This is a genomic window from Janibacter sp. HTCC2649, from assembly GCF_000152705.1.
In the GTDB taxonomy this organism is placed as follows: domain Bacteria; phylum Actinomycetota; class Actinomycetes; order Actinomycetales; family Dermatophilaceae; genus Knoellia.
Genome location: NZ_CH672413.1, coordinates 496,452 through 521,498, shown reverse-complemented (window position 1 = coordinate 521,498; position 25,047 = coordinate 496,452). Strand labels below are relative to the sequence as shown.

Genomic DNA, 25,047 nt, shown 5'->3' with positions numbered 1-25,047 from the left:
CTAGGCGCTGACGGGTGACCCGATCGCCCGGGCCAGAGCCGCGGACGCCGAACCCAGGAAGGCCACCATGCTCGGCGGTGACGGCTGCACCGAGTCGGCGCCGTGATACATGCCCGGCACGGTGACGAGCTCGCACTCCACGCCGCCCTCCCGGAGCCGCCGGGCGTACTCGACGTCCTCGTCGTGGAAGAGGTCGAACTCGCCCACACCGATCCAGGCCGGAGCGAGACCGGAGAGGTCCGCGCGACGGGCGGCCACGGCATACGCCCGCTGTTCGTCTTCACCCGCGGCATGTCCGAGGTAGGCCGACCACCCGGAGCGGTTCGAGGTCGGCGTCCACGTGAGCGGGCCGCGGATGCCGCGCCGGTCGCGGCCGAGCCCGGTGCGGTCGTCCAGCATGGGATAGAAGAGCACCTGCAGAGCGACGGGAAGCCCCGCGTCGAATGCCCGTTGGGCCAGGCAGGCCGCCAGCCCACCGCCGGCACTGTCTCCCCCCACGGCGATGCGGTCCGGGTCGACGCCGAGTTCTGCTGCCTGCTCGTGCACCCAGCGCAGGACCGTCATGCAGTCGTCGATGGCGGCGGGGAACGCAGCCTCGGGAGCGACGCGATAGTCGACGCTCACGGCCAGGACGCCCAGGTCGCGGGCGAGGGTCGAGCACCGTTCATGGGCGTTCTCGGCTCGACCGAGCATGAGACCGCCGCCGTGCATCCACACGACAGCACCGCTGGGTCGTTGCCGCCCCACGGGTTCGTAGACGAGGACGCGCACCGAGCCGGCCATGACCTCGCGCACCTCGACACCGTCCACGACCGGGGTGGGGACATCCGTGAGGTGACGGATGACGGGCGCCAGGGACGCGTGCCACATCGGCAGTGGCCGACGCAGGTTGAGGCTGCGCAGCTCGCGCGGAACCCTGCGGATCTGGGCCTCACGATGCAGCCCCCAGACGATGCCGGCCCCACGCAGTCCGTAGGCCGCGGCAGTCCTCAGCCGTGGAGCCGCCACCCGCGCTCCTCAAGGCCGTCGGCGAGAGCTGCGGCTGCGCCGGGGACGACGTCGATCTCGGCTAGCCCGAAGGCCTGCCCGAGACCGTGGTCGAGGTGGAACTCCTCGATGTTGGTCCCGGTCGCGCCGACGTCGGCGAAGAGGCGCCCGAGCTGTCCGGGCTCGTCCGGGATGAGTACCCGAACAGTCGTGTATGCCGTGGGCGCCGCTCCGTGCTTGCCGGGGATCCGTGCGTGGCCGGCGTTGCCTGCGGCGATGGCCTTGGCCAGGGTGCCGCGGGCGCCGGGTGCGTCGTCGTCGGAGCCCAGCGCGTCGAGGGCGGCGATGACTCCGTCGAGGTCGGTGGCGAGCGAGCCGAGGACGTCACGGACAGCGCTCGCGTTGCCGGAGAGGATCTGGGTCCAGAGGTGTGGATCGCTGGCGGCGATCCGGGTCACGTCACGAATCCCCTGTCCGGAGAGGGCAACCGACGACTCGGCCAGGTGCTCGAGGCGAGCAGCGACCAGGCTCGCCATGAGTTGGGGCACGTGTGACACCGAGGCGACCGCAGCGTCGTGCTCGGCCGGCTCGAGGGTGAGCACTTCGGCACCGACGGACCGGGCGACGTCGGCGACCACCTGACGGGCCGCATCCTGCGTCTCCTCGGTGGGAGTGAGCACCCAGGCGCGGCCATGGAACAGGTCCTGACGACCGGCGACGGCGCCGCTGCGCTCGCGACCCGCCATGGGGTGCGAGCCGCAGAAGCGCGCGAGATCGGCCCCGCGAGAACGCAATCCGTCGATCACGACTCCCTTGACCGAGGCCACGTCGGTGACGAACGCGCGTGGCCAGCGCTCGAGGGCTGCGGCCACGCACGACGCCGTCACGTCCGGCGGGGTGGCGACGACGACGAGGTCGGGGTCGACGTCCGTGGACGCCTCCCCCGCACCGAGGTCACGGGCCAGTGCGGCGTTGGTGCTCGAGATGTCCTCGAGCGTCACGGCGCGACCGGCCGACGACAGCGCGAGTCCGAGACTGGTCCCGATGAGCCCGGTGCCGATGATGTGCACCCGTGCAGGGTCGTGGCCGGTCTGCGCCCGCGTCACATCCCCGCCGCGGTGTGCAGGTCTCCGACCTCACCCTTGGTGAGGCGACGGAACTTGCCCGGCTTGGTGTCGCCGAGGCGGATCGGTCCGATCTGCGTGCGCACGAGCGAGAGGACGGGGTGTCCGGCCTCGGCGAGCATGCGACGCACGATGTGCTTGCGACCCTCGTGCAGGATCACCTCGACGATCGCCTTGCCCGGCTGGCTGTCGACGACGCGGAACGAGTCGACCTTGACGGGGCCGTCCTCGAGCTCGATGCCCTCGCGCAGCTTCTTGCCGAGGTCGCGCGGGACGGGCCCGCGGATCTGGGCGAGGTAGGTCTTGAGGACGCCGTACTTCGGGTGCTGCAGACGGTGAGCCAGGTCGCCGTCGTTGGTGAGGAGCAGCAGACCCTCGGTGTCGGAGTCGAGACGGCCCACGTGGAAGAGGCGTTCCTTGCGGTCACCGAAGTAGTCACCGATGTCGATGCGACCGAGGTCGTCGTTCATCGACGTCACGACGTTGAGCGGCTTGTTGAACGCGAGGTAGACCCGGGTCTCGTCCAGGGTCACGCGCACGCCGTCGACGTGGACGACCTGCTCGGAGTTGATGCGCACCCCGAGCTCGGTGACGATCTGCCCGTCGACCTCGACGCGTCCCTCCGTGATCATGTTCTCGCAGACGCGACGCGAACCCACTCCTGCCGAGGCGAGGAGCTTCTGCAGGCGGATGCCGTCCGGGTCGTGGACGTCGATCTTGGGGACCTTGGGTCGCTCGGGCAGGTTCGTCGGCTGGCTCTTCTTCGTCGTGCCGACCCCACGGGGACGTCCGGCACCAGCGTTGCCACCAGCACCGGGGCGACCACCAGAGGCGGGGCCACGGCCACCACTGCCAGGCTTTTTCGCGGGTCCGCCGCGTCGGCTTTGCGGCGGGGTCATGCCCGGCCGCTTTCTGCGATCTCGTCGAGCACGTCGACCTCCGGAAGGTAAGGGGCTAGGGCAGGTAGGTCATCGAGCGTCTGCAGTCCGAGGCGCTCGAGGAAGTAGGAGGTCGTTCCGTAGAAGGTGGCGGTCGACTCCTCGTCGGTGCCCACCTCCTCGATCAGACCTCGCGTGAGAAGGGTGCGGATGACGCCGTCGACGTTGACGCCGCGCACCGCTGATACGCGTGAGCGTGACACAGGTTGGCGGTAGGCGATGACGGCGAGGGTTTCGAGCGAGGCCTGGGTCAGCCTGGCCTGCTGTCCGGCAAGAATGAACTTGCTGACGACGGCCGCGTAGTCGGACCGGCTGTAGATTCGCCAGCCGCCACCCACCTGGCGCAGGGTGAAACCGCGCAGCTGCGCGGCATACTCCGCTTCGAGTTCGGTGAGGGCCGACTCGACGTCGGGCACGGGGATCTCGAGGGCCGACGCGATGTCGAGCTCGGTGACCGGTTCGTCGACGACCATGAGGACGGCCTCGATGGCGCTCTTGAGGCCGCCGGGGAAGTCGTTGACGTCGAACGCCAGCTGATCCTGGGGGGCCTCCTCGAGGATGCCCTCGTCGGCGGCTTCGACGGCGTCGGTCTCGACGATGTCTGCGTCGACGCTGTCGGCGTCGACACCATCGACGATCTCGGTCACGGGTGTGTCACTCATGGTCAGCCTCTCGCTGATCGGTGGTCTGCGCTGCGTCCTCGGGCGTCGCCAGCTCCGGCAGGGCGCCCTGGACCGGTGGCAATTCGTCGGTCGCGCTCTCGTCGAACTCGTCGTCCACCTCGATGTCGCCCTCCATCGGCCCGGTCCAGCGGACCGTGAGCTCGCCGAGCGCTTCGGCCTGCTCGAAGGAGATGGACGACTCCCGGAAGAGCTCGAGCAGGGCCAGGAACCGGGCCACGATGACGAGCGTGTTGTCGGCGTCGCGCACGAGGCTGCGGAACGACGAGACGCCCTCGCGCCGCAGTCGTTCACCGATGATGCTCGCCTGCTCGCGCACGCTGACCGCGGGCGCGTGCAGGTGTCCGAGGCCGACCGTGTCGGGAATCTTGGGGGTCAGGGCCTGTGCCGCGATCATGGCGAGGGCTTCCGGAGTGATCGTCATGATCAGCTCGGGCAGGAGCTTGGCGAACTGCGGCTCGATGCCGGCCTGGCGCGCCGTCATCCGACCCGCCGTCGTCATCCGCTCGTCGAAGGTGCGGGCGATGTCCTTGAAGGCGCGGTACTGCAGCAGGCGGGCGAAGAGCAGGTCCCGCGCTTCGATGAGCGCGAGGTCCTCCTCGTCCTCGGGTCCGGTCTGAGGCAGCAGGCGGGCAGCCTTGATGTCGAGCAGGGTCGCCGCGACGAGGAGGAAGTCCGAGGCCTGCGACAGGTCCCAGACGTCGCCGCCCTTGGCCTGCTCGGCCTTGATGTGCGAGATGAACTCGTCGGTGACCTTGGACAACGCGATCTCGGTGATGTCGAGCTTGTGCTTGGAGATGAGACCGAGGAGGAGGTCGAACGGCCCGGAAAAGACGTCGAGGTGAACCTCGAAGGCCGTCGTGGCTGCCCGTCGGGTGATGACTCCGCCGGGGGCCTCGGTCATGGTGTCAGGCTGCTCCGCCACGGGCGATGAGCTCTCTGGCCAGCTGGCGGTAGGCGCCTGCACCCTTGTGGGTGGAGTCGTAGGTCGTGATGGGCTCGGCAGCCAGCGACGCGTCGGGGAACTTCACCGTGCGGCTGATGACCGTGTGGAAGACGCGGTCGTCGAAGTGCTCGACGACGCTCGCCACGACCTCCTTGGAGTGGAGGGTGCGGCTGTCGTACATCGTCGCGAGGATGCCGTCGACCTCGAGACGCGGGTTGAGGCGGTCGCAGATCTTCTCGATCGTCTCGATGAGCAGCGCCACACCGCGCATGGCGAAGAACTCGCACTCGAGCGGGATGAGCACACCGTGGGCCGCCGTGAGGGCGTTGACCGTGAGCAGGCCGAGCGAGGGCTGGCAGTCGATGAGGATGACGTCGTAGTCGTCGAGGATCGGGCGCAGCACCCGGGCGAGGATCTGTTCGCGGGCGACCTCGCCGACGAGCTGGACCTCGGCGGCCGACAGGTCGATGTTGGCCGGGATGACGTCGAGGTTCTCGACCTTGGTCTTGACGATGACGTCGCGCACGTCGTGACCGCGCTCGGTGAGCAGGTTGTAGACGGTGACGTCGAGCTGGTGGGCCGGGATGCCGAGTCCGACGGACAGGGCCCCCTGCGGGTCGAAGTCGACGAGGAGGACCTTGCGGCCGTACTCAGCGAGCGTCGCCCCGAGGTTGATGGTGGTCGTCGTCTTGCCGACGCCACCCTTCTGGTTGCACATGGCGATGACCCGCGCCGGCCCATGGTTGGCCAGCGGCGGCGGCTCGGGGAAGACGGGCATCGGGCGCCCGGTCGGGCCCATCTGGCCACGGCCAGCGTCCTCGGTTCCGGGCAGGTGTCCGTTGGGGCTCGCGGTCTGGGTGGGCTCATCCGCTGTGTTGGTGTCAGACACAGGGTTCACCACGGCCTCGATGTTCGACGAATCCATCTCTCTCCCGGAACTGGCGTGCAGGCGGTCAGCGTCCCGCTGATCGGGACGACCTTATCAGCGCGCACGCGGATGGCTTTGTGCGTAGACCTCGCGCAACTGCTGCACGGTGACGAGGGTGTAGACCTGCGTCGTCGTGACGGAGGCGTGCCCGAGCAGTTCCTGGACGACGCGCACGTCCGCCCCGCCCTCCAGCAGGTGGGTCGCGAACGAGTGCCGCAGCGTGTGCGGCGACAGGTGGCCACTGAGATCGGCTCGCGCGGCAGCTGCTCGCAGGATCGACCACGCGCTCTGGCGCGAGAGCCGGGATCCGCGTTGGTTGAGGAAGATTGCGGGCGTGCCCTTGCCCTTGGTCGAGAAGGTGCCACGACCACGGACGAGGTATGCCGTGAGCGCAGTTCTGGCGTACGACCCCAGGGGCACGAGGCGCTGCTTGCCACCCTTGCCCTCGAGTCGGACGATGCCGGCGTCCATGTCGACGTCGTCGATGTCGAGCCCCACGGCCTCGGAGATGCGGGCACCCGTGCCGTAGAGCAGCTCGAGCAGGGCCTTGTCACGCAGCGAGGCGGGGGTGTCGCCGACCGCGGCCGCGTTGAGCAGCCGCTCCACCTCGCTGACGCTGATCGCCTTGGGCAGCCGCGAGGGCGGCGGCGGTGGGCTGACCGCGGCGGCGGGGTCGGCGTCGACCTCACCCTCGAGCGCGAGGAACTTGTGGAGCCCTCTCACCGAGACGAGGGTGCGTGCGGCCGAGTTGGCGGCCAGGGCCGGATGGTCCTCGTCACCCTCGCGCAGGCGCGCCAGGAACTCACTGACGTGCCTCTCGGTGACCTTGGCGGGATCGTCAATCCCGACGACGGAGAGGTATGCCGTCCAACGACCCAGGTCGCGCCGGTAGGCCTTGAGGGTGTTGGCCGACAGACCCCTCTCGACGTCGAGATGGGTCAGCCAGGACCGCACCGCGCGGTCGACCGCGGTCAGGCGAGCACCTCGGCGAGGTCGCGGTGCTCGAGTCCGTGAGCGGCGGCAACCGGGCCGTAGACGATCTCACCGGCGTGGGTGTTGAGGCCCTCCGCGAGGGCGTGGTCGTCGCGCAGGGCCTGCTGCCAACCCTTGTTCGCGAGCCGCACGGCATACGGAAGGGTGGCGTTGGTGAGCGCCCAGGTCGACGTGTTGGGCACGGCTCCCGGCATGTTCGCGACGCAGTAGAAGATCGACTCGTGCACCTGGTAGGTCGGGTCCGCGTGCGTCGTCGGGCGGGTGTCCTCGAAGCAGCCACCCTGGTCGACGGCGATGTCGACGAGAACAGATCCCGGCTTCATCGCGGCCACCATGTCGTTGGTGACGAGCTTGGGCGCCTTGGCTCCCGGGATGAGGACCGAGCCGATGACCATGTCGGCCTCGAGCACCTGCTGCTGGACGGCGAGCGTCGAGCTGGCGAGCTGCTTGATGCGGTTCTGCCAGCGCCAGAACACCATGCGCAGCTTGTCGAGGTCGGTGTCGAGGACCGTGACGTCGGCGCCCATGCCGAGGGCGATGTTGGCAGCGTTCTGGCCAGCCACTCCCCCGCCGAGGACGACGACCTTGGCGCTGGCGACGCCGCCGACGCCGCCCATGAGGACACCGCGACCGCCATGGGCCTTCATGAGGGAGTGCGCGCCGACCTGGGGCGCGAGGCAGCCCGCGACCTCGGACATCGGGTAGAGCAGCGGCAGCAGACCGTTGGACAGGCGCACCGTCTCGTAGGCGATGGCCGTCGTCTTCGCCCTGACGAGCTCTCGCGTGAGTGGCTCCTCGGCGGCGAGGTGGAGGTAGGTGAAGAGGGTGAGGTCCTCGCGCAGCCGGTGGTACTCCTCGGCAACGGGCTCCTTGACCTTCATGACCATCTCGGCCTCGGCCCACACGTCGTCAGCGGTGTCGATGATCCGCGCGCCCTGCGAAACGTATTCGTCGTCGGAGATCGTGGATCCGAGGCCAGCGCCCTTCTGGACGAACACCTCGTGACCGTTCTTGACGAGCTCGTGCACACCGACCGGCGTGATGCCGACGCGGAACTCGTTGTTCTTGACCTCGCTGGGGATACCGATGCGCACCTGCTGACTCCTTTGTCCTAAGGCTGCGGTGGGTGTGCCGCGATGCGAGTCTAGGACCCGTGAAGCTCTATGCAGACCTGCCCGGACGACGACTCGTCCAGATCCTTGCCGACCTCGGGCTCCTCGCCTGGATCGCCCTGTGGGCGTGGGTCGGTCGCCGCGTCCACGACGTGACGATGGCGCTCGCGGAACCTGGCCGCCAGCTCCAGGGAGCCGGAGCGGGCTTCCGCGAGAAGTTGAACGCCGCCGGCGACGGCGTCGACAACCTGCCCCTGCTCGATGACCGCGTTGCCAGCCCCTTCCGGTCCGCTGCCGGAGCGGGCACGGACATCGAGAAGGCCGGCACCGACCTCATCAGCGCCGTGGAGAAGTTCGCCCTGCTCATCGGCTGGACGACCGCTCTCGTGCCGATCCTCATCATCGCGATCTGGTGGGCGTTCGCCCGGGGACGCTTCGTCCGCCGCGCGTCGGCCGCTCAGAAGTTCATCGATGCCGACGACGACCTGGACCTCTTCGCGCTGCGCGCGATGGCCAACCAACCGATGGCGGCGCTGGCCAAGGTGTCACCCGACCCGAGCGGGGCGTGGCGCCGAGGTGATCGCGAGACCATCCGGGCGCTGGCCCTGCTCGAGCTCAAGGACTCGGGGTTGCGGCCACCACGGACGGCTTGAGGTCGTCGACCGGAGGCGTCCAGGTGGCGGGGTCGGCGTCGACCTGGTCGCCCGAACGGATGTCCTTGACCTGCCCCACGGACCCCTCCGCTGAGCCCTCAGGGAACCAGACGAAAGGTATGCCGCGCCGGTCGGCATACCGGATCTGCTTGCCGAACTTCGCGGCACTCGGGGCGACCTCGCACGAGATGCCGCGGGCGCGCAGCGCCTGGGCGACCGCCGACGACTCGCGCCGGGACTCCTCGTCGACGACGGCGACGAGGACGGCTGCCGGAGTGGCGCGGGAGGCCCTGACGAGACCCTTGCCGATGACGAGTCCGAGCAGTCGGGAGAGGCCGATGGAGATGCCGACTCCCGGGTAGGTCGTCTTGCCGTCGCTCGCGAGGGCGTCGTAGCGACCGCCCGAGCAGAACGAGCCCCACGACTCGTAGCCCTCGAGCTGCGTCTCGTAGACGGTGCCCGTGTAGTAGTCGAGGCCGCGGGCGATCTTGAGGTCGGCGACCATGGCGCCGGGTGCGTTGTCGAGACCGCTCTGGATGACGGCGGACAGCGCCTCGAGGCCCTCGTCGAGCGTCGGGTTCTCAACACCCAGCGCACGGACCTGGTCCACGAACGAGAGGTCCTCGGTGCGGATCGCAGCAAGTGCAAGGCACTGGTCGGCCTGCTCGTCCGTGCGGCCGGCCTCGACGAGCAGCGCCTTGACCTTGTCGGGGCCGATCTTGTCGAGCTTGTCGACGATGCGCAGCGTCCCGGCAACGTCCTCGATTCCGATGCCTTGGTAGAAGCCCTCGGGGATCTTGCGGTTGTTGACCTGGATCGTCATCTTGCCGATGGGCAACCTGCTGAAGATCTCGGCCACGACAAGAGGCATCTCGGCCTCGAAGTGCGGGCTGAGCTGACCCATGTCGACGACGTCGATGTCGGCCTGGGTGAACTCGCGGTAGCGGCCCTCCTGGGGTCGCTCGCCACGCCACACCTTCTGGATCTGGTAGCGGCGGTAGGGGAAGGACAGCTTTCCGGCGTTCTCGAGGACGAACCGGGCGAAGGGCACGGTGAGGTCGAAGTGGAGGCCGAGTTCTGCATCCGAGTCCTTGCGGTCCTCGGACTTCTGGGCGAGGCGGGTGATGCCGTAGATCTCCTTGTCGGCGTCACCGCCCTGACCGACGAGGCGCTCGACCGGCTCGACGGCCCGCGTCTCCAAGGAGGTGAACCCGTGCAGCTCGAACGTCTCGCGGATGACGTCGAGGAAGTGCTGCTCCACGATCCGTTCGGCCGGGAGGAATTCGGGGAAGCCGCTGAGCTTGGTGACCTTCACGCGTTCAATCCTTGCAGGTAGGGGTTGGTGCTCCGCTCGCGGCGCATGGACGTGGCTGGTCCATGGCCGGGAAGCACCAGGGTGGAGTCGGGCAGGGGCAGGACGACCTCGCGCAGCGAACGCTCCATCGCGGCGCCGCTCCCACCGGGCAGGTCGGTGCGTCCGATGGACCCGGCGAAGAGGACGTCGCCCGTCACCATCGTGCGATCGAGCTCCTCCGGGGCGCGCACTCCCTCGGGCAGTTGGCCGAAGCCGAACATGACCGAACCTTCGGTGTGACCGGGGGCGTGCAGCACGTCAAGGTCGAGGCCAGCGAGCGTCAACGTCTCGCGATCGGTCACCTCGATGACGTTGCTCGGCTCGGTCCACGTCGCCTTCTGACCGAACTGCTGCTCCAGCATCCCCACGAGGCCGCTGTCCAGGCCGCCGATCGGATCGACCAGCCGATAGCGGTCATCCGAGTGGATGTATGCCGCGGTGTCGGCTCCGCAGACCGGGGTCACCGAGAAGACGTGGTCGATGTGCCCGTGGGTGAGCAGGACTGCTGCGGGCTTGAGTCGGTTCTGGGTGAGCACCTCGCGCAACGTCTCCTCGATCCCGATCCCGGGGTCGACGATGAGGCACTCCTCGCCCTCGCCAGTGGCGAGGACGTAGCAGTTGGTCCCGAAGGCTGCGGCGGGGAAGGCGATGGTCAACACGCGGCCCAACCCTAGTCGGGTGAGCACCCGGCATACGTCGTCTCTAGACTCACCCGGGTGACGAAGAAGCAGGAACGTGACCGGGCTCGGCGCCGGTGGGAGAAGCAGCAGGCGAGCGCGGTCGTTCGCGCCGAGAAGCGTGCGCGCACCAAGCGGATCGCCGCCATCGTGGCGACCGCCGCGATCGTCATCGCACTGGTCGGTGGGTTGGCCGTGGCCCTCAAGCCCGACGCCCCCGCCAAGCCCCAGTTGACCGCCGCTGGCTGTGAGCAGCCTCCCCAGCCACTGGGTACGACGGCCAAGCTCGAGCTGCCCGACAAGGCGACCGCCAAGGGCGCCACCTGGACCGCGACCCTGACGACGAACTGCGGTGACATCGTCGTCGACCTCGACGGAGCCAAGGCTCCCCAGGCCGTCGCGTCGTTCATCCAGCTCGCCCGGGCGGACTACTGGCTCAACTCCCCCTGCCACCGCCTCGGCGTCGGCGATGGCTTCAAGCTGCTCCAGTGCGGCGACCCGACCGGTGCCGGTGACGGCACGCCCGGCTACGGCTTCGGTGTCGAGAACGCGCCCAAGGACGGCAAGTACACCCGCGGGCAGCTCGCCATGGCCCGCACGAAGGACCCCAAGGTCGGTAACGGGGGCCAGTTCTTCATCATCAACGGCGACACGAGCCTTCCGGACCCAGATGGGTACTCGATCTTCGGCACGGTGACCAAGGGTTTGGATATCGTCGACAAGGTCGCCGCAGCGGGCGTTCAGCCCGGCGGCGAGTCGGAGACCATCGGTGCCCCCAAGGCACCCATCAGCATCCTTCGGGTTGCAGTGACAGAAAAGAAGGCATAGCCGTGAGCGACGAGACGACGAGCACCACCCCCGCGGACGAGACCGTGGAGGTCCAGGCCGAGACGCCGCCGCCCGCAGCGGAGGAGACTCCAGCGGTCGAGGAGACTGCGGCTGCCGAGGACGTGCCTGTGGCCACCGAGGAGGCACCTGCGATCGCAGAGACCGCTCCTGCTGCCGACGAGACGCCTGTCGCCACCGAGCAGGCACCTGCGGTGGACGAAGCTCCGGCTGTGGCCGAGCAAGCGCCTGCGGCCGAGGAAGGGCCTGCGGTCGAGGAGACCGTTGCCGCACCTGAGGAAGCTCCCGCCGTCGCCGAGGACGTTCCGGCAGTCGCCGAGGACGTTCCGGCAGTCGCGGAGGCCGTTGCTCCGACTCCCGCGCCGGCCCCGGCTCCTGCGGCTCCGAAGCCGGCCGTGCCCTCTCCCGCAGCACTTGCCTCCAAGATGGCCGCACGCCCCACGCCACCCGTGGCAGCGATCGTGCACGAGCACTCTGACTCGGCCAAGTTCGGCCGTGTCGACGACGAGGGCCACGTGTTCGTCAAGGTCGGCGACGAGGAGCGTGAGGTCGGGTCCTACCCCGGCGCGACTCCCGAAGAAGCCCTGCAGTACTTCGCCCGCAAGTACGACGAGATCGCGTCATCCGCGGACCTGCTCGTGCATCGCCTGGCCAACCCCGACGTTCCCGCCAAGGAGGTGGCCGACGGGCTCAGCACCCTCAAGGACCACATTGCCGAGGCCCACGTCGTCGGTGACCTCGCTGCCCTCGATGCCAGCGTCGCCTCGATCGAGGCCGGACTCGCCAGCAAGCGCGAGACCGAGCAGGCCGCCCGCGCGGAGGCGCGAGCCGCCGCCACGGTCGAGCGTGAGGCCATCGTGGCCGAGGCCGAGACCATTGCCGGTCAGCACCCCGACCAGACGCAGTGGAAGACCAGCGGCGAGCGGATGCGCTCCCTCCTCGACACGTGGAAGCAGCACCAGCGTTCCGGCACCAAGCTCGACAAGCCGACCGAGAACGCCCTGTGGCAGCGCTTCAGCCACGCCCGCAACCACTTCGACAAGGGCCGGCGCACCTACTTCGCCCAGCTCGACTCGACGCGCGCGGAGGCCAAGGGCACGAAGGAGTCCCTGGTCCAGGAGGCCGAGGCACTGGCCACGAGCCAGGACTGGGGCCCGACGGCGCGCGCCTTCAAGAACCTCATGGACCAGTGGCGTCAGGCCGGTCGCGCATCGCGCACCGAGGACGACGCCCTCTGGGAGCGCTTCAAGGCAGCCCAGGACGCCTTCTTCAACGCCAAGGACGAAGTGTCCGCGGCAGAGGAAGAGGAGTTCCGGGCCAACCTCGCCGTCAAGGAGGAGCTCCTCAAGGAGGCCGAGCAGATCCTTCCGGTCACTGACCTCGAGAAGGCCAAGTCGCAGCTGCGCACCGTCCAGGACAAGTGGGACGCTGCCGGCAAGGTGCCGCGAGCGGACATCGACCGCACCGAGAAGGCGATCCGTCGCATCGAGACCGCCGTCCGCGAGCAGGACGAGAAGAAGTGGAAGTCCTCCAACCCGGAGGTCGCCGCTCGCGCCAACTCGATGGTGACCCAGCTCCGCAGCTCGATCGAGACGATCGAGGCGGATCTGGCCAAGGCCACCGCCGCCGGCAACGACAAGAAGATCAAGGACCTCACCGCCAAGCTCGAGTCGCAGCAGGTGTGGCTCAAGCAGGCCGAGGCCGCCGGCGACGAGTTCGGTTCCTGACCCAACCCCTTCCGGCTTCGTGCCCCGCACGGACAACGAGCGCCAGCGAGTTGTCCGTGCGGGGCACGAAGTCGCAGTTCAGGGCTGGCGGAGGACCTCGCCGAGAAGGCGGGCGCCTTCGTCATAGCGTCCCGGGTCCGGCCCGCAGTAGGTCAGGCGCAGGTGCGGCCCGGACGGCTCGGTCGGGAACCAGTCGTCGCCCGCCCCGACCATGACGCCCAGGTCGCGACAACGCGCGGCCACGTCTCGGGCATCAGTGCCCTCGGGAAGCCTGGCCCAGAGGCTGAGACCCCCTGACGGGGTCGCGTCCACGACGGCCTCGGGTGCATGGCGGCGCAGTGCCGTCACCAGCAGGTCTCGTCGGGCCCTCAGCTGCTCCCTGGTCCGGCGGCCGTGTGTCGACCAGCCGGGCTGGCTGACGACGTCGAGCGCGGCAGCCTGGAGCACGCCGGAGACGTACATCGACTCACCGGTCTGATCCGCGAGGATGCGGCCGCGCACCGGGCCGCGAGCAATGACCGCGGCGACCCGCACCGACGGCGAGACGCTCTTGGTCAACGAGCGCAGGTAGATGACGTGTCCCGAGTCGTCAGTCCCTGCCAGCGGTCTGGCGGTCGAGTCGATGCCGAAGTCGTGGGCCCAGTCGTCCTCGACGAGGAACGCTCCGTGGGATCGCACCACCTCGAGGATGTCGCGCGCTCGTTGGGCCGACCACTGGGCACCGGTCGGGTTGGCCCAGGTGGGCTGCGCATAGAAGAGACGAGCACCGGACTCGGCAAGGACGCGGTCGACGTCCTCCGGTTGTGGCCCGGTCGGCGACGAACGCACCGGCACCACGGTGACCCCGGCATGGCGGGCCGCCGAGATGGCTCCCCAGTAGGTCGGTGACTCCATGACGACCGGCCGCGCTCCTCCGGCGACGGCGCGCAGGATTGAGCTCAGACCTGTCTGGCTGCCCGGCACGATGATCACGTCGGCCGCAGCCGGAGCCGAGACACCGGGCGCAGTGGCGCTGGCCAGCTCGGCCGCGAACCACGTCTGCAGTCCCGGCAGCCCGGCCACAGGCGGCCGCACGAGCGCACTCGGCCCACGTCCCGCGCGCGCCAGGGCAGCCCGCACCAGTCGCTCCGGCAAGAGCTCACCGTCGGGATACCCACCGTGCATGGAGATCATGTCGTTGGCGGCCTCGGTCAACGCCACCGGCTGCCGAACAGAACTCGAGGTCCGCGGGCCCAAAGTCGTTGTCTGCCAGCTGTAGTCGTGCGCCCTCGCGATCGGCGCCGAACGCACGAACGTCCCGACTCCGGGCCGGCTCTCAAGAACTCCTTCGGCCGCGAGGAGGCGCAGGGCTCGCTGCACCGTGACCGGACTCGCGTGGTGCTCCCCCACCAGCTGCCGCGTCGACGGGAGGCGACTGCCGTCGGGGCTCGCCGCAATGAGCCGGCGCAGGCTGTCGACGATCCCCACGGTGCTATCGTCATTCATGACAGGCAATGATAGCGCTACTCCCCCATCGACCACTGCGATTCTTCGGCCGGATCGGGCCGGTCTGCTCTGGGGGCTGCTCGGCGTGCTCGCCTTCTCCCTGACCATGCCGCTCACCCGGCTGGCGGTCGAGTCACTGCCTCCACTCTTCGTCGGGGCGGGTCGGGCGGTCGTGGCCTCCCTCGCTGCTGGCGCGGCGCTTCTCCTGACCCGACAGGGGCGACCAAGGGGTACGCAGTGGTGGCGTCTCGCCATCGTCGCCGGTGGGATCGTCATCGGCTTCCCGCTCCTCACGTCCTACGCGCTCACGACCGCACCAGCCAGCCACGGCGCTGTCGTCATCGCGCTGCTACCCGCCGCGACGGCCACGGTCGCCGTCCTCCGCACCGGTGAGCGTCCACCCCTGCGCTTCTGGCTGGCGTTGGGTGCCGCGACGGTCGCGGCCATGACGTTCGCGGTGGCGCAGGCCGGTGGCATCGGCGCCGTGCACACGTCCGACGCGCTGTTCTTCCTGGCGGTCCTCGCGGCGGCGGTGGGCTACGCGGAGGGCGGCCTCCTCGCCCGCGAGCTCGGTGCCTGGCAGACCGTGTCCTGGGCCCTCGTCCTGTCGGCACCCGTGATGGCTGTCCTCACGGTCGTGTCGGCAGACGGGAGTATGCCGCGAGCGGACTTCGTCCACTGGCTCGCCTTCGCCTACCTCGGGCTCGTGAGCATGTTCCTGGGGTTCGTCGCGTGGTACCGCGGACTCGCCATCGGTCCCATGGCCAGCGTGAGCCAGGTCCAGCTCGTGCAGCCCCTCATGTCCATCGCCTGGGCCGCTCTCCTCCTCGGTGAGCAGATCACGCCGGGGCTCATCGCCACGGGAGTCGTCGTCGTGCTCGCCGCCACAGCGGCGGTGCGGGTGCGGCTGGGCTCCAGCTCAGTTCTGGGTGATGCGGTAGGCGTCGAAGACACCGGCGATACCGCGGACACTGCGGATGACGTGGTCGAGGTGACTCGGGTCGCCCATCTCGAAGGTGAACTTGAGGCCCGCCACCCGGTCGCGTGAGGTGTGCACCGAGGCGCTGAGGATGTTGACCCCGCTCTCGGAGAGCACTCGGGTGACGTCGGAGAGCAGGGCGGATCGGTCGAGTGCCTCGACCTGCAGCTGCACGAGGAAGATGCTGTTGGCCGTCGGAGCCCACTCGACCTCGATGATCTTGTCGTCCTGACTGAGCAGCGACGAGGCGTTGGTGCAGTCGCGACGGTGCACGGAGACACCGGCGCCGCGGGTGACGAAGCCGATGATGTCGTCGCCGGGCACGGGAGTGCAGCACCGGGCGAGCTTGACCCAGACGTCCGAGGTGCCCTTGACGACGACACCGGGGTCGCCGGCGCGACGACGGCGGTTGGAGATCTGCCGCGGCATCGTGACCTCGGCGAGGTCATCGCTGGACTCCTCACCGCCCTGGGCTGCGACGAGACGGGCCACGACGTGCTGGGCACTGACATGACTCTCGCCGATCGCGGCATACAGGCCGTCGATGCCTTGCAGCCGGAGCTCTTCGGCGACACCGGTCAGGGACTCGACCGACGACAGGCGCGCGACCGGCAGGTTGCGCTTGCGCATGGCCTTGGCCAGCGACTCCTTGCCGTTGTCGATCATCTCCTCGCGACGCTCGAGGGTGAACCAGTGACGGATCTTGTTGCGGGCCCGCGCGGACTTGACGAACGACAGCCAGTCGCGCGACGGCCCGGCGCCATCGGCCTTGGACGTCAGCACCTCGACGGTGTCGCCGTTGTCGAGGCGGGACTCCAGCGGGACCAGACGACCGTTGACCTTGGCACCAATGGTGTGGTGGCCGACTTCGGTGTGCACGGCATACGCAAAGTCGACGGGAGTCGAGTTGGCAGGCAGGCCGACGAGCTGCCCCTTGGGCGTGAAGACGTAGACCTCGCTGGCATTGATCTCGAAGCGCAGTGACTCGAGGAACTCGCCCGGATCGGCGGTCTCCTTCTGCCAGTCGAGGAGCTGTCGCAGCCAGGCCATGTCGTTGGCGCCGGTGTTGCTCGTGGACGGACCGTCCGGCCCTCCGCCCGCCTTGTCGTTCTCCTTGTACTTCCAGTGCGCAGCAACGCCGTACTCCGCGCGCCGGTGCATGGTGTGCGTGCGGATCTGGATCTCGACCGGCTTGCCCTCGGGGCCGATGACCGTCGTGTGCAACGACTGGTACATGTTGAACTTCGGCGTCGCGATGTAGTCCTTGAAGCGACCCGGCACCGGCGTCCAACGGGCGTGCATCGCCCCGAGCGCGGCGTAACAGTCGCGCACGGTGTCGACGAGGACGCGCACGGCGACGAGGTCGTAGATCTGCTCGAAGTCGCGGCCGCCGACGATCATCTTCTGGTAGACGGAGTAGTAGTGCTTGGGTCGCCCGGTGACGGTCGCCTTGAGCTTGGCGGCCCGCAGGTCGCCCTCGACACTGGCCCGGACCGTCGCGAGGTACTCCTCACGAGCCGGCGCCCGGTCGGCCACGAGGCGCACGATCTCGTCGTAGACCTTGGGGTAGAGGGTCTGGAACGACAGGTCCTCGAGCTCCCACTTGATCGTGTTCATGCCGAGTCGGTGGGCCAGCGGGGCGTAGATCTCCAGCGTCTCGCGGGCCTTGCGCTGCGCGGACTCCTTCGACACGTAGCGCCACGTGCGGGCGTTGTGGAGGCGGTCGGCGAGCTTGATGACGAGCACCCGGATGTCGCGCGCCATGGCGACGACCATCTTGCGCACCGTCTCGGCCTGCGCGGCCTGGCCGTAGGTCACCTTGTCGAGCTTGGTGACGCCGTCGACGAGCATCGCGATCTCGGCGCCGAAGTCCTTCTCGAGCTGGGCGAGGTGGTAGTCGGTGTCCTCGACGGTGTCGTGGAGCAGCGCCGCGGCCAGCGTCGGCGGGGTCATGCCGAGCTCGGCCAGAATCGTCGTCACGGCGAGCGGGTGGGTGATGTAGGCGTCGCCGCTCTTGCGCATCTGCCCGTCGTGGGCGCGCTCGGCGACCTCGTAGGCGCGCTCGATGACCGACACGTCGGCCTTGGGGTGCGTGCGACGAACAGACGTCAGCAGGGGTTCCAGGACGGGGTGGGCCGAGGGACGTGCACCACCGAAACGGGCGATGCGGGCACGCGCGCGGGCGCGGTTCGAGGCAGATGCCCCGCTGCGCACCGGAATCGGCGTGGTTTCCTCTGCCATGAACGGAGTCTAGGCGTCCTCTGTGCCGGTCACGACATGCAGGGCGTGGACCGCGCGCTCCCCCATCGCCTCACGTCCGCCGAGGAAGGCGAGCTCGACGATCGTCTCGAAGCCGACGACGTCGGCGCCGGACTCGGCGAGCAGGTCCCAGGCCGCGATGGCCGTGCCGCCCGTCGCGAGGACATCGTCGACGAGCAGGACGCGCTGGCCCTCGGTCACGGCGTCCGAGTGGATCTCGATCGTCGACGTGCCGTACTCGAGGTCGTAGGTGCGCTGCACGGTCTTGCCCGGCAGCTTGCCCACCTTGCGCACGGCGATGAACCCGACGCCCAGCTCGTGGGCCAGCGCGGCCCCGATGATGAAGCCGCGTGCTTCCACCCCGGCCACCGCGTCGATCGGCTGCGCCGAATTCGAAGACGGGGTATGCCGTGACGCCAGTGCGCGGATCACCGCACCGAAGGCCTCCCCGTCCCCCAGAAGCGGGGTGATGTCCTTGAACACCACACCCGGCTTCGGGAAGTCGGCGACGTCACGCAGTCGACTCGCGACGAGGTCGCTGACATCGCTCACGTGACTACTTGCGACGGGACTTGGGCGGACGCTTCGGCTGGTTGCGCGGGCCGGACTGCGCGTACTTGTGCACCTGACGACCGGTGACGGTGGCCGAATCCTCGTCCTGCGCCATGGGGGCCGTGGACGTGGTCGCTGCCTCTTCGCCGATGTGTCCCGAGGACTCCTCGATGATCGCGTTGCCCGAGGAGGAGGTCGCTGTGAGGGCAAGTTCCTTGGCACGCTTGGCCTGCGATCGAGCCGCCCGCTTGTCGAGGTCCACGACCGACTCGTCCTTGCTGCGCAGGCTCACGAGGAGCGGCGTCGCGAGGAAGATCGACGAGTAGGCGCCGATCATGATGCCGATGAAGAGCACCAGGGCGAGGTCGAGCAGGGTGCCCGGACCGAGGAAGATCGCGCCGACGGTGAGCACCGCGAGAATCGGCAGGATGCCGATGACCGTGGTGTTGATCGATCGCACCAACGTCTGGTTGAGCGCGAGGTTGGCGGCCTGCGCGAAGTTCAGGCGACCGTTGGCGAAGGCCTCGTTGGTGTTTTCTCGGACCTTGTCGAAGACGACGACGGTGTCGTAGATCGAGTAGCCGAGGACGGTCAGGAAGCCGATCATCGTGGCCGGCGAGACCTCGAACCCGGTGAACGAGTAGATGCCCACGGTGATGATGAGGTCGTGTGCCAGGGCCAGCAGCGCCGCCAGGGCCATCTTCCAGTTGCGGAAGTAGATCGACAGCACCGCGGCCACGAGCACGAGGAAGATCACCAGGGCGCGAAGCGCCTGCTTCGTGACCGAGTCACCCCAGGACGGTCCGATGAAGGTCGAGCTGACGTTCTTCTGGTCGACCTTGAACGTCTGGGCCAACTCTGCGGCCACCCGCGCACTCTCGGTGTCGTCCAGGCGCTCGGTCTGCACGCGAACCGTGTTGTTCCCGAGCTTGGAGACACGAACACCCTGGGAGTCGTCCGAGGCACCGAGGGCATCGCGCGCCACGAACTCGTAGTCATTGGGGATCGACGAGCTCGTCACCCGGAACTCCGAGCCACCACTGAACTCGAGGCCGAGGTTCAGCTTGTTGACGCCGAGCCCGGCGATGGCGATGGCCATGAGCACGATTGAGACGAGATAGAACGACTTGCGCTTGGCGACGACCGGGATGGACTTCTTGCCGGTGTAGAGGTCGTTTCCGAGATCGGAGAAATTCACAACGCGCTCCCTTCGGCGCCGGCAGTGCGGGGCGGGTTGCCCGCTGTGCGAGGTGCGTTCGTCGTGAACCGGCCACGGCCGGCATACGAGGTCTTCTTGACGGCGCCGAGCTTGTCGGGGTCGAGCCCTGACATCGGGTGTCCGCCCCGGAAGAACTTCACGCGCGCGAGGAGCGTGACGACCGGGTGCGTGAAGAAGAAGACGATGAGGATGTCGAGCAGGGTGGTCAGACCGAGCGTGAAGGCGAAGCCACGCACGCTCGAGCTGGCGAGGAGGTAGAGCACGATCGCCGCGAGGAAGTTCACGCCGTCAGCGATCAGGATCGTGCGCTTGGCACGCGCCCAACCGGTGGCGACGGCACTCTCGAGGGAGCGACCCTCACGCAGCTCATCACGGATACGTTCGAAGTAGACGATGAACGAGTCCGCCGTGAAGCCGATGGCGACGATCAGACCGGTCACACCAGCCATGTCGAGTCGGTAGTTGTGCGACCAACCCAGGATCGTGATGGCGAGGTAGGTCAGCGCGCCCGCCGCGAGGATCGACGCGATGGTCACGAAGCCGAGCACGCGGTACTGGGCCAGCGAGTAGAGCACCACGAGCAGGAGGCCGATGAGCCCGGCGTAGAGGCCGTAGCGCAGCTGTTCACCACCGAGCGTGGGGCTGATCTTGACGTTGGTCTGGACATCGAAGGAGATCGGCAGGGCACCGAACTTCAGCTGCTGGGCGAGGTCACGAGCACCCGTGATCGTGAAGTTGCCGGTGATGCTCGCCTTGCCGTTGGGAATCGCCTCGTTGAAGCTCGGCGCGACGATGACGCGCGAGTCGAGGGTTGCAGCGAGCTGGTTCTGCGGCTGCTCGAGCGCGACCATCTTGCGGGAGACGTCGGCGTACTGCTTCGCGCCTTCGCCGTTGAGGCTGAGCTGGATCTCGACGGTCGTGGTCTGCTGACCCTGCGCGTTGGTGGTGTAGCCCGCGCTGGCGTCGGAGATCTTGTCACCGGAGACGACGACCGGGCCGAGGATGTACTTGGCGGCGCCATCGGCATCACAGGTGACGAGCGGCTTGGTGTCGTCGTCGACGAGGGACTCGAGCGCACCGTCCTTGCTGCAGTCCAGGGCCGTGAAGGCCTCGGTGAGCTCGGGGGTGATCTGCGCCAGGCTGAACGGGTCATTGGCTGCGGGGGCCGAGCCCGACGCACTCGGGCTCGGGCTCGGGCTCGGAGTCGCGCTGGCCTTCGGGCTGGCCGTGGCGGATGCCGTCGGGGACGGGGTCACTCCCGTGGTGAGCGCGCCCGGAATCGCCGAGTTGTTGCTCGCGCTCGGGCTGGCCGCGTTGGCGGACGGAACCGAGGCAGATGGGGAGGGAGACGCGGTGGGCGACGCACTCGGGGACGCGGACCCGGTCGGGGTCGGGCTCGCCGAGCCACTCGGCGTGGCCGACGGAACGGGTTGGGGTGAGCCGGCTGCGATGGCGAGCACCGGGCGGAACTGCAGCTGCGACGAGCGCTTGATCGCGTCCTCGTCGCGCTTGCTCGGGGTGCCGGGCATGCTCACGACGATGTTGCGGCCACCCTGGGTGGTGACCTCGGCTCCGGCGACACCGCCTGCGTCGACGCGCTGGACGATGATGTCGCGAGCCTCGGTGATCTGCTCGGGCGAGACCGTCTTGCCGCCGGTGAGACGCGGCTGAAGGATGATCTGGGTGCCGCCCTCGAGGTCAAGACCGAGTTTCGGGGCGTAGCTGCCATCGCTGAACTGGTTGGCTCCGAAGAGCAGGCCGATGAGGGCCAGGGCGAGAACGCCGACGCCCGCCAGGGCACGGCGCGCAAAAGACACGTGACTCATCTGTGCCATGTCAGTCGACCTCGGGCGTGGTGTCGGGCTCCGGGGCGACAGCGCCGGGCTGCTTGAGCCCGATCGCGCGCCGGTCGACGCGCACCTGGACGCCGGGGGCGATCTCGAGGGTCGCGGCCACGTCGTCGAGCGTGATGATCGTGCCGTAGAGACCCGAGGTCAGCACCACCTTGTCACCGACGGTGAGCGCTGACTGGAAGTCCTGCGTCTGGCGCCCGCGCTTGCGCTGGCTGAGCACGAGGAAGGCCAGCAGTGCCAGAGGCAGGGCGAGCACGAGGAGGTTGCCGAAGCCGGCACCGGAATTCATGAAGAGTCCTTCGAGTCTGGTTCAGAGCGCCCGCCACACTGCAGGGCACGTCAGTGGCCCGGGCAACGCCGGGCCGAGTCAGCATAGGTGACGGGTTCATCAGCCACCAACGCGCGACACCCTTGACGAGTGCCCGGCTTCAGCCGCCGAGTCGACCGGGGCCGTCGTTGAGCGGCAGGACGTCCTGGGTGAGCACGTCCCGTGGTGGGGTGAGACCGAGGTGCCGCCACGCCTTGCCCGACGCGGCTCTCCCCCGGGGGGTGCGCACCATGAACCCTTCGCGCACGAGATAGGGCTCGGCGACGGTCTCCACCGTGTCGGACTCCTCCCCCACGGCGATGGCCAGCGTCGACAAACCGACGGGGCCGCCACCGAAGCGGCGGCACAGGGCGTCGAGCACCGCGCGGTCGAGCCGGTCGAGTCCGGCGTCGTCGACGTCGAACAGCCTCAGGGCCGCGTGGGCGGCATCGAGGTCGACGTGTCCGGAGCCGTGGACCTGGGCCCAGTCGCGCACCCGGCGCAGCAGTCGGTTGGCGATGCGGGGTGTGCCACGGGAGCGCCCGGCGATCTCGGTGATGCCCGCCTCGTTGGCATCGACCCCGAGCAGACCGGCCGAGCGTCGCAGGATCGTCGTGAGGTCGCTCGCGTCGTAGTAGTCGAGGTGGCCCGTGAAGCCGAACCGGTCCCGCAACGGCGCCGGCAGCAGTCCCGAGCGAGTCGTGGCTCCCACGACCGTGAAGGGCGACAGCTCCAGCGGAATCGCGGTGGCACCCGGACCCTTGCCGACGATGACGTCGACCCGGAAGTCCTCCATGGCGAGGTAGAGCATCTCTTCGGCGGCCCGGGACATGCGGTGGATCTCGTCGAGGAAGAGCACCTCACCCTCGTCGAGCGAGGACAGCACGGCCGCCAGGTCACCGGCGTGCTGGATCGCCGGCCCCGACGTGATGCGGATCGGGCGCTCCAGCTCGGCCGCGACGATCAGTGCCAAGGTCGTCTTGCCCAGCCCGGGGGGGCCGGACAGCAGGATGTGGTCGGGCACGCTCCCCCGGCGACGGGCAGCCTCGAGCACGAGCCCGAGCTGGTCGCGCACCCGCGTCTGCCCCGGGAACTCGGAGAGGCGTTTGGGTCGCAATGCCGCCTCGACCACGCGTTCGTCATCGCTGTCGGCTCCGGCGTCGACGATGCGGGCGGTCGCGTCGAGCGATCCGTCGGAGTAGCGGTCGGCGCCGTCGGATGCGACGGCCTCGACGATGTCGGACCGGAACCCCTTGACGCTTCCGCCCGGGTCGTCGGCACTCGTGTCGGTGGGCTCCATGGATGAGGTCATCTTTCTCAGTGTCACCGACCGAGCTCGCGCAACGCCATCCTCAGCAGCGCCGCCACCGAGGCCTCGGGGTCAGCAGCCGCTGACACGGACGCGACGGCGTCGGTCGCCTGCTTCGCGGACCAGCCCAGCCCGACGAGGGCCTCGGCGACCTGGTCGCGTTTGGCGTCCCCCAGGGAGGCGGCAGACGGGGTGACGTCGGCACCCGGCGAGCCGGACGGCATACCCACTTTGTCCTTGAGCTCGAGCACGAGGCGTTCGGCGCTCTTCTTGCCCACGCCCGGAATCTTGGTGAGGGTGGCGAGGTCGCCGGCCCGCAGGGCCGCACTGACCGCGTCGGGAGTCAACACCGACAGCATCGCGAGGGCGAGCCGCGGCCCCACACCCGACACCGTCTGCACGGTCTCGAACATGTCGCGCTCTGACGGCGAACCGAAACCGAACAGGGTCAACGAGTCCTCGCGCACGACAAGGGTCGTCGAGACCGTGACGTCCTGACCCATGCGCACCTCACCGGCCGTGCGTGGGGTCGTGTGGACGAGCATCCCGACGCCACCAACCTCGATGACGACGCGGTCGAGGCCGACATGGGCGACCCGACCGGACAGGGACGCGATCATCGGACGCTCGCCTTCGCCAGGGCTTCGAGACGCGCGGTGGCCGCTCCCCGCCAGAGGTGACAGATCGCCAACGCCAGGGCGTCGGCGGCGTCGGCCGGCTTGGGCGGCGAGTCCAGCTTGAGGATGCGGGTCACCATGGCGGTGACCTGCGCCTTGTCGGCTCGACCGCTGCCGGTCACCGAGGCCTTGACCTCGGTCGGGGTGTGGAAGACGACAGGTATGCCGCGTTTGCCGGCCGTGAGGAGCGCGATCGCGGTCGCGTGGGCAGTGTTCATGACCTGGGTGACGTTGGTGTCGGCGAAGACCCTCTCCACCGCCATGACGTCGGGGGTGAACTTGTCGAGCCAGCCGTCGAGCTCGCGCTCGAGGAAGATCAGGCGCTGCGACGGCACCGCATCAGAGGGGGTGCGCACCACGCCGACCGCGACCATCGTCGCTCGACCCGCCCGCCCGTCGACGACGCCGAGGCCGCACCGGGTGAGTCCGGGATCCATGCCGAGAACGCGCACGCGCGCCGCCTTCCAAATTGCAACCGAACAGGTGTTCGGTGCCACGCTACACAGCGTGATGGAGGGCGGCGCGCAGCAACACGCTGGGGCTCGGTGCTTTCGCGCCGGGTCCCCCCGTGGGTCAGTCCTCTTCGTTGAGCTGGGCGAGGACGTCGTCAGGGATGTCGCCGTTGGCGAAGACGTCCTGCACGTCGTCGGAGTCCTCGAGGGCGTCGATGACGCGAATCATCTTCTTGGCCCCGTCGAGGTCGAGCTCGATCTGCAGGTTGGGGACCCACGACGCCTCGGCCGAGTCGTAGTCGATGCCGGCGTCCTGGACGGCCTTGCGCACGGCCACGAAATCGGTCGCCTCGGACACGATCTCGTAGGCCTCGCCCAGGTCGTTGACCTCGTCGGCGCCGGCGTCGAGCACGATCTCGAGAATGTCATCTTCGCTCTTGTCACCCTTGGGGACGACGACGACACCCTTGCGGTCGAAGACGTAGGCCACGGAGCCCGGGTCCCCGAGCTGCCCACCGTTGCGGGTGAGCGCGGTGCGGACCTCGGCGGCGGCGCGGTTGCGGTTGTCGGTGAGGCACTCGATGAGGATCGCGACACCGCCGGGCGCGTAGCCCTCGTAGGTGATGGTCTCCCAGTCGGAGCCACCCGCCGTCGCACCGGAGCCGCGCTTGACCGCGTTGTCGATGTTGTTGTTGGGCACCGAGCTCTTCTTGGCCTTCTGGATGGCGTCGTAGAGCGTCGGGTTGCCGGTGATGTCGCCGCCACCGGTGCGGGCCGCGACCTCGATGTTCTTGATCAGCTTGGCGAAGAGCTTGCTGCGCTTGGCGTCGACGACGGCCTTCTTGTGCTTCGTCGTCGCCCATTTGGAGTGGCCGGACAAGGTGTCTCCTCGTGCTGTCGAACGTTCAGGACTCGCGGACGATCCTATGTCGTATGCCGTCCGGCCCGGCGAGGGTGCCGCGCGCGCAGCGTTGGGCGACCGAACGGCAT

At 68.8% G+C, this 25,047-nt stretch carries 23 protein-coding genes and 1 pseudogene; 4 read left to right on the top strand and 20 right to left on the bottom strand.

Annotated features, from left to right (window positions below; genetic code table 11):
- From JNB_RS02500 to ald, 8 genes are read right to left on the bottom strand one after another with little or no spacing between them, the layout of a single operon-like run.
- Positions 1-1,008, bottom strand: coding sequence for an alpha/beta hydrolase (locus tag JNB_RS02500; protein WP_009774823.1), 1,008 nt, complete (start codon positions 1,006-1,008; stop codon positions 1-3).
- A complete protein-coding gene (locus JNB_RS02495) occupies positions 990-2,057 on the bottom strand; it encodes a prephenate dehydrogenase (RefSeq protein WP_040884117.1) in 1,068 nt (355 codons plus the stop codon). Before JNB_RS02495 ends, JNB_RS02500 begins: the two co-directional genes overlap by 19 nt.
- Before the next feature lie 32 nt (positions 2,058-2,089).
- Positions 2,090-3,010 carry a pseudouridine synthase gene (locus JNB_RS02490; RefSeq protein WP_009774821.1) on the bottom strand — a complete coding sequence of 307 codons (921 nt, stop codon included), beginning with the start codon at positions 3,008-3,010 and terminating at the stop codon, positions 2,090-2,092.
- Entirely contained in the window at positions 3,007-3,711 is a 705-nt protein-coding gene (gene scpB / locus JNB_RS02485) for an SMC-Scp complex subunit ScpB (protein WP_009774820.1), read from the bottom strand. Before scpB ends, JNB_RS02490 begins: the two co-directional genes overlap by 4 nt.
- On the bottom strand, positions 3,704-4,633 hold the full coding sequence (locus JNB_RS02480; protein ID WP_083784346.1) for a ScpA family protein: 930 nt from the start codon (positions 4,631-4,633) through the stop codon (positions 3,704-3,706). Before JNB_RS02480 ends, scpB begins: the two co-directional genes overlap by 8 nt.
- Positions 4,634-4,637: 4 nt before the next feature.
- Entirely contained in the window at positions 4,638-5,600 is a 963-nt protein-coding gene (locus JNB_RS02475; protein WP_009774818.1) for a ParA family protein, read from the bottom strand.
- A 57-nt stretch (positions 5,601-5,657) separates the two neighbouring features.
- Positions 5,658-6,557: a site-specific tyrosine recombinase XerD gene (gene xerD / locus JNB_RS02470; RefSeq protein ID WP_009774817.1), complete on the bottom strand. Its 900-nt coding sequence runs from the start codon at positions 6,555-6,557 to the stop codon at positions 5,658-5,660.
- Positions 6,558-6,574: 17 nt separating this feature from the next.
- Entirely contained in the window at positions 6,575-7,690 is a 1,116-nt protein-coding gene (ald, locus tag JNB_RS02465) for an alanine dehydrogenase (protein WP_009774816.1), read from the bottom strand.
- Between the two features lie 59 nt (positions 7,691-7,749).
- Between ald and JNB_RS02460 the strand changes: the two genes are divergently transcribed.
- Complete coding sequence (locus tag JNB_RS02460; protein WP_009774815.1) at positions 7,750-8,361, top strand: hypothetical protein; 612 nt, start codon at positions 7,750-7,752, stop codon at positions 8,359-8,361.
- Here the strand turns inward: JNB_RS02460 and hisS are convergent.
- Together hisS and JNB_RS02450 are read right to left on the bottom strand one after the other, a co-directional pair.
- A complete protein-coding gene (gene hisS, locus JNB_RS02455) occupies positions 8,324-9,676 on the bottom strand; it encodes a histidine--tRNA ligase (protein WP_009774814.1) in 1,353 nt (450 codons plus the stop codon). The genes JNB_RS02460 and hisS overlap by 38 nt on opposite strands.
- A complete protein-coding gene (locus JNB_RS02450; RefSeq protein ID WP_009774813.1) occupies positions 9,673-10,374 on the bottom strand; it encodes an MBL fold metallo-hydrolase in 702 nt (233 codons plus the stop codon). The genes hisS and JNB_RS02450 overlap by 4 nt, the downstream gene beginning before the upstream one ends.
- Positions 10,375-10,431: 57 nt before the next feature.
- Between JNB_RS02450 and JNB_RS02445 the strand changes: the two genes are divergently transcribed.
- Together JNB_RS02445 and JNB_RS02440 are read left to right on the top strand one after the other, a co-directional pair.
- The gene (locus JNB_RS02445; RefSeq protein ID WP_009774812.1) at positions 10,432-11,220 is read left to right on the top strand and encodes a peptidylprolyl isomerase; all 789 of its coding nucleotides are present in this window, start codon (positions 10,432-10,434) and stop codon (positions 11,218-11,220) included.
- Between the two features lie 2 nt (positions 11,221-11,222).
- The gene (locus JNB_RS02440; RefSeq protein WP_009774811.1) at positions 11,223-12,965 is read left to right on the top strand and encodes a DUF349 domain-containing protein; all 1,743 of its coding nucleotides are present in this window, start codon (positions 11,223-11,225) and stop codon (positions 12,963-12,965) included.
- 78 nt (positions 12,966-13,043) lie between these two features.
- Here JNB_RS02440 and JNB_RS02435 read toward each other — a convergent pair whose 3' ends face one another.
- Positions 13,044-14,450 (bottom strand): PLP-dependent aminotransferase family protein, encoded by a 1,407-nt coding sequence (locus tag JNB_RS02435; RefSeq protein WP_009774810.1) that lies wholly within the window; start codon positions 14,448-14,450, stop codon positions 13,044-13,046.
- Here JNB_RS02435 and JNB_RS21830 point away from each other — a divergent pair.
- Positions 14,449-15,360 (top strand): annotated as a pseudogene (locus JNB_RS21830) (DMT family transporter); the annotation flags it as partial. The gene JNB_RS02435 and the pseudogene JNB_RS21830 overlap by 2 nt on opposite strands.
- A gap of 9 nt (positions 15,361-15,369) precedes the next feature.
- Here the strand turns inward: JNB_RS21830 and JNB_RS02425 are convergent.
- From JNB_RS02425 to JNB_RS02385, 9 genes are all read right to left on the bottom strand, one after another.
- A complete protein-coding gene (locus tag JNB_RS02425) occupies positions 15,370-17,670 on the bottom strand; it encodes a bifunctional (p)ppGpp synthetase/guanosine-3',5'-bis(diphosphate) 3'-pyrophosphohydrolase (RefSeq protein ID WP_009774807.1) in 2,301 nt (766 codons plus the stop codon).
- A 9-nt stretch (positions 17,671-17,679) separates the two neighbouring features.
- Positions 17,680-18,240, bottom strand: coding sequence for an adenine phosphoribosyltransferase (locus JNB_RS02420; protein ID WP_009774806.1), 561 nt, complete (start codon positions 18,238-18,240; stop codon positions 17,680-17,682).
- 4 nt (positions 18,241-18,244) lie between these two features.
- A complete protein-coding gene (secF, locus tag JNB_RS02415) occupies positions 18,245-19,438 on the bottom strand; it encodes a protein translocase subunit SecF (RefSeq protein WP_009774805.1) in 1,194 nt (397 codons plus the stop codon).
- Positions 19,435-21,294 carry a protein translocase subunit SecD gene (secD, locus tag JNB_RS02410; RefSeq protein WP_009774804.1) on the bottom strand — a complete coding sequence of 620 codons (1,860 nt, stop codon included), beginning with the start codon at positions 21,292-21,294 and terminating at the stop codon, positions 19,435-19,437. Before secD ends, secF begins: the two co-directional genes overlap by 4 nt.
- Position 21,295: 1 nt before the next feature.
- Positions 21,296-21,601 carry a preprotein translocase subunit YajC gene (gene yajC, locus JNB_RS02405; protein ID WP_009774803.1) on the bottom strand — a complete coding sequence of 102 codons (306 nt, stop codon included), beginning with the start codon at positions 21,599-21,601 and terminating at the stop codon, positions 21,296-21,298.
- Positions 21,602-21,740: 139 nt separating this feature from the next.
- Positions 21,741-22,931 (bottom strand): Holliday junction branch migration DNA helicase RuvB, encoded by a 1,191-nt coding sequence (gene ruvB / locus JNB_RS02400; RefSeq protein WP_237700593.1) that lies wholly within the window; start codon positions 22,929-22,931, stop codon positions 21,741-21,743.
- An 11-nt stretch (positions 22,932-22,942) separates the two neighbouring features.
- Positions 22,943-23,548 (bottom strand): Holliday junction branch migration protein RuvA, encoded by a 606-nt coding sequence (gene ruvA / locus JNB_RS02395; RefSeq protein WP_009774801.1) that lies wholly within the window; start codon positions 23,546-23,548, stop codon positions 22,943-22,945.
- Complete coding sequence (ruvC, locus tag JNB_RS02390; RefSeq protein WP_040883514.1) at positions 23,545-24,057, bottom strand: crossover junction endodeoxyribonuclease RuvC; 513 nt, start codon at positions 24,055-24,057, stop codon at positions 23,545-23,547. The genes ruvA and ruvC overlap by 4 nt, the downstream gene beginning before the upstream one ends.
- Before the next feature lie 121 nt (positions 24,058-24,178).
- Entirely contained in the window at positions 24,179-24,937 is a 759-nt protein-coding gene (locus JNB_RS02385; RefSeq protein WP_009774799.1) for a YebC/PmpR family DNA-binding transcriptional regulator, read from the bottom strand.
- Positions 24,938-25,047 lie beyond the last annotated feature (110 nt).

What these genes read in the sequence shown, in the direction of transcription:
- JNB_RS02490 (WP_009774821.1), bottom strand. Translation starts at nt 3,010, where the DNA reads ATGACCCCGCCGCAAAGCCGACGCGGCGGACCCGCGAAAAAGCCTGGC.
- scpB (WP_009774820.1), bottom strand. Translation starts at nt 3,711, where the DNA reads ATGAGTGACACACCCGTGACCGAGATCGTCGATGGTGTCGACGCCGAC.
- JNB_RS02480 (WP_083784346.1), bottom strand. Translation starts at nt 4,633, where the DNA reads ATGACCGAGGCCCCCGGCGGAGTCATCACCCGACGGGCAGCCACGACG.
- JNB_RS02475 (WP_009774818.1), bottom strand. Translation starts at nt 5,600, where the DNA reads ATGGATTCGTCGAACATCGAGGCCGTGGTGAACCCTGTGTCTGACACC.
- JNB_RS02435 (WP_009774810.1), bottom strand. Translation starts at nt 14,450, where the DNA reads ATGAATGACGATAGCACCGTGGGGATCGTCGACAGCCTGCGCCGGCTC.
- JNB_RS02425 (WP_009774807.1), bottom strand. Translation starts at nt 17,670, where the DNA reads ATGGCAGAGGAAACCACGCCGATTCCGGTGCGCAGCGGGGCATCTGCC.
- secD (WP_009774804.1), bottom strand. Translation starts at nt 21,294, where the DNA reads ATGGCACAGATGAGTCACGTGTCTTTTGCGCGCCGTGCCCTGGCGGGC.
- yajC (WP_009774803.1), bottom strand. Translation starts at nt 21,601, where the DNA reads ATGAATTCCGGTGCCGGCTTCGGCAACCTCCTCGTGCTCGCCCTGCCT.
- ruvB (WP_237700593.1), bottom strand. Translation starts at nt 22,931, where the DNA reads ATGACCTCATCCATGGAGCCCACCGACACGAGTGCCGACGACCCGGGC.
- ruvA (WP_009774801.1), bottom strand. Translation starts at nt 23,548, where the DNA reads ATGATCGCGTCCCTGTCCGGTCGGGTCGCCCATGTCGGCCTCGACCGC.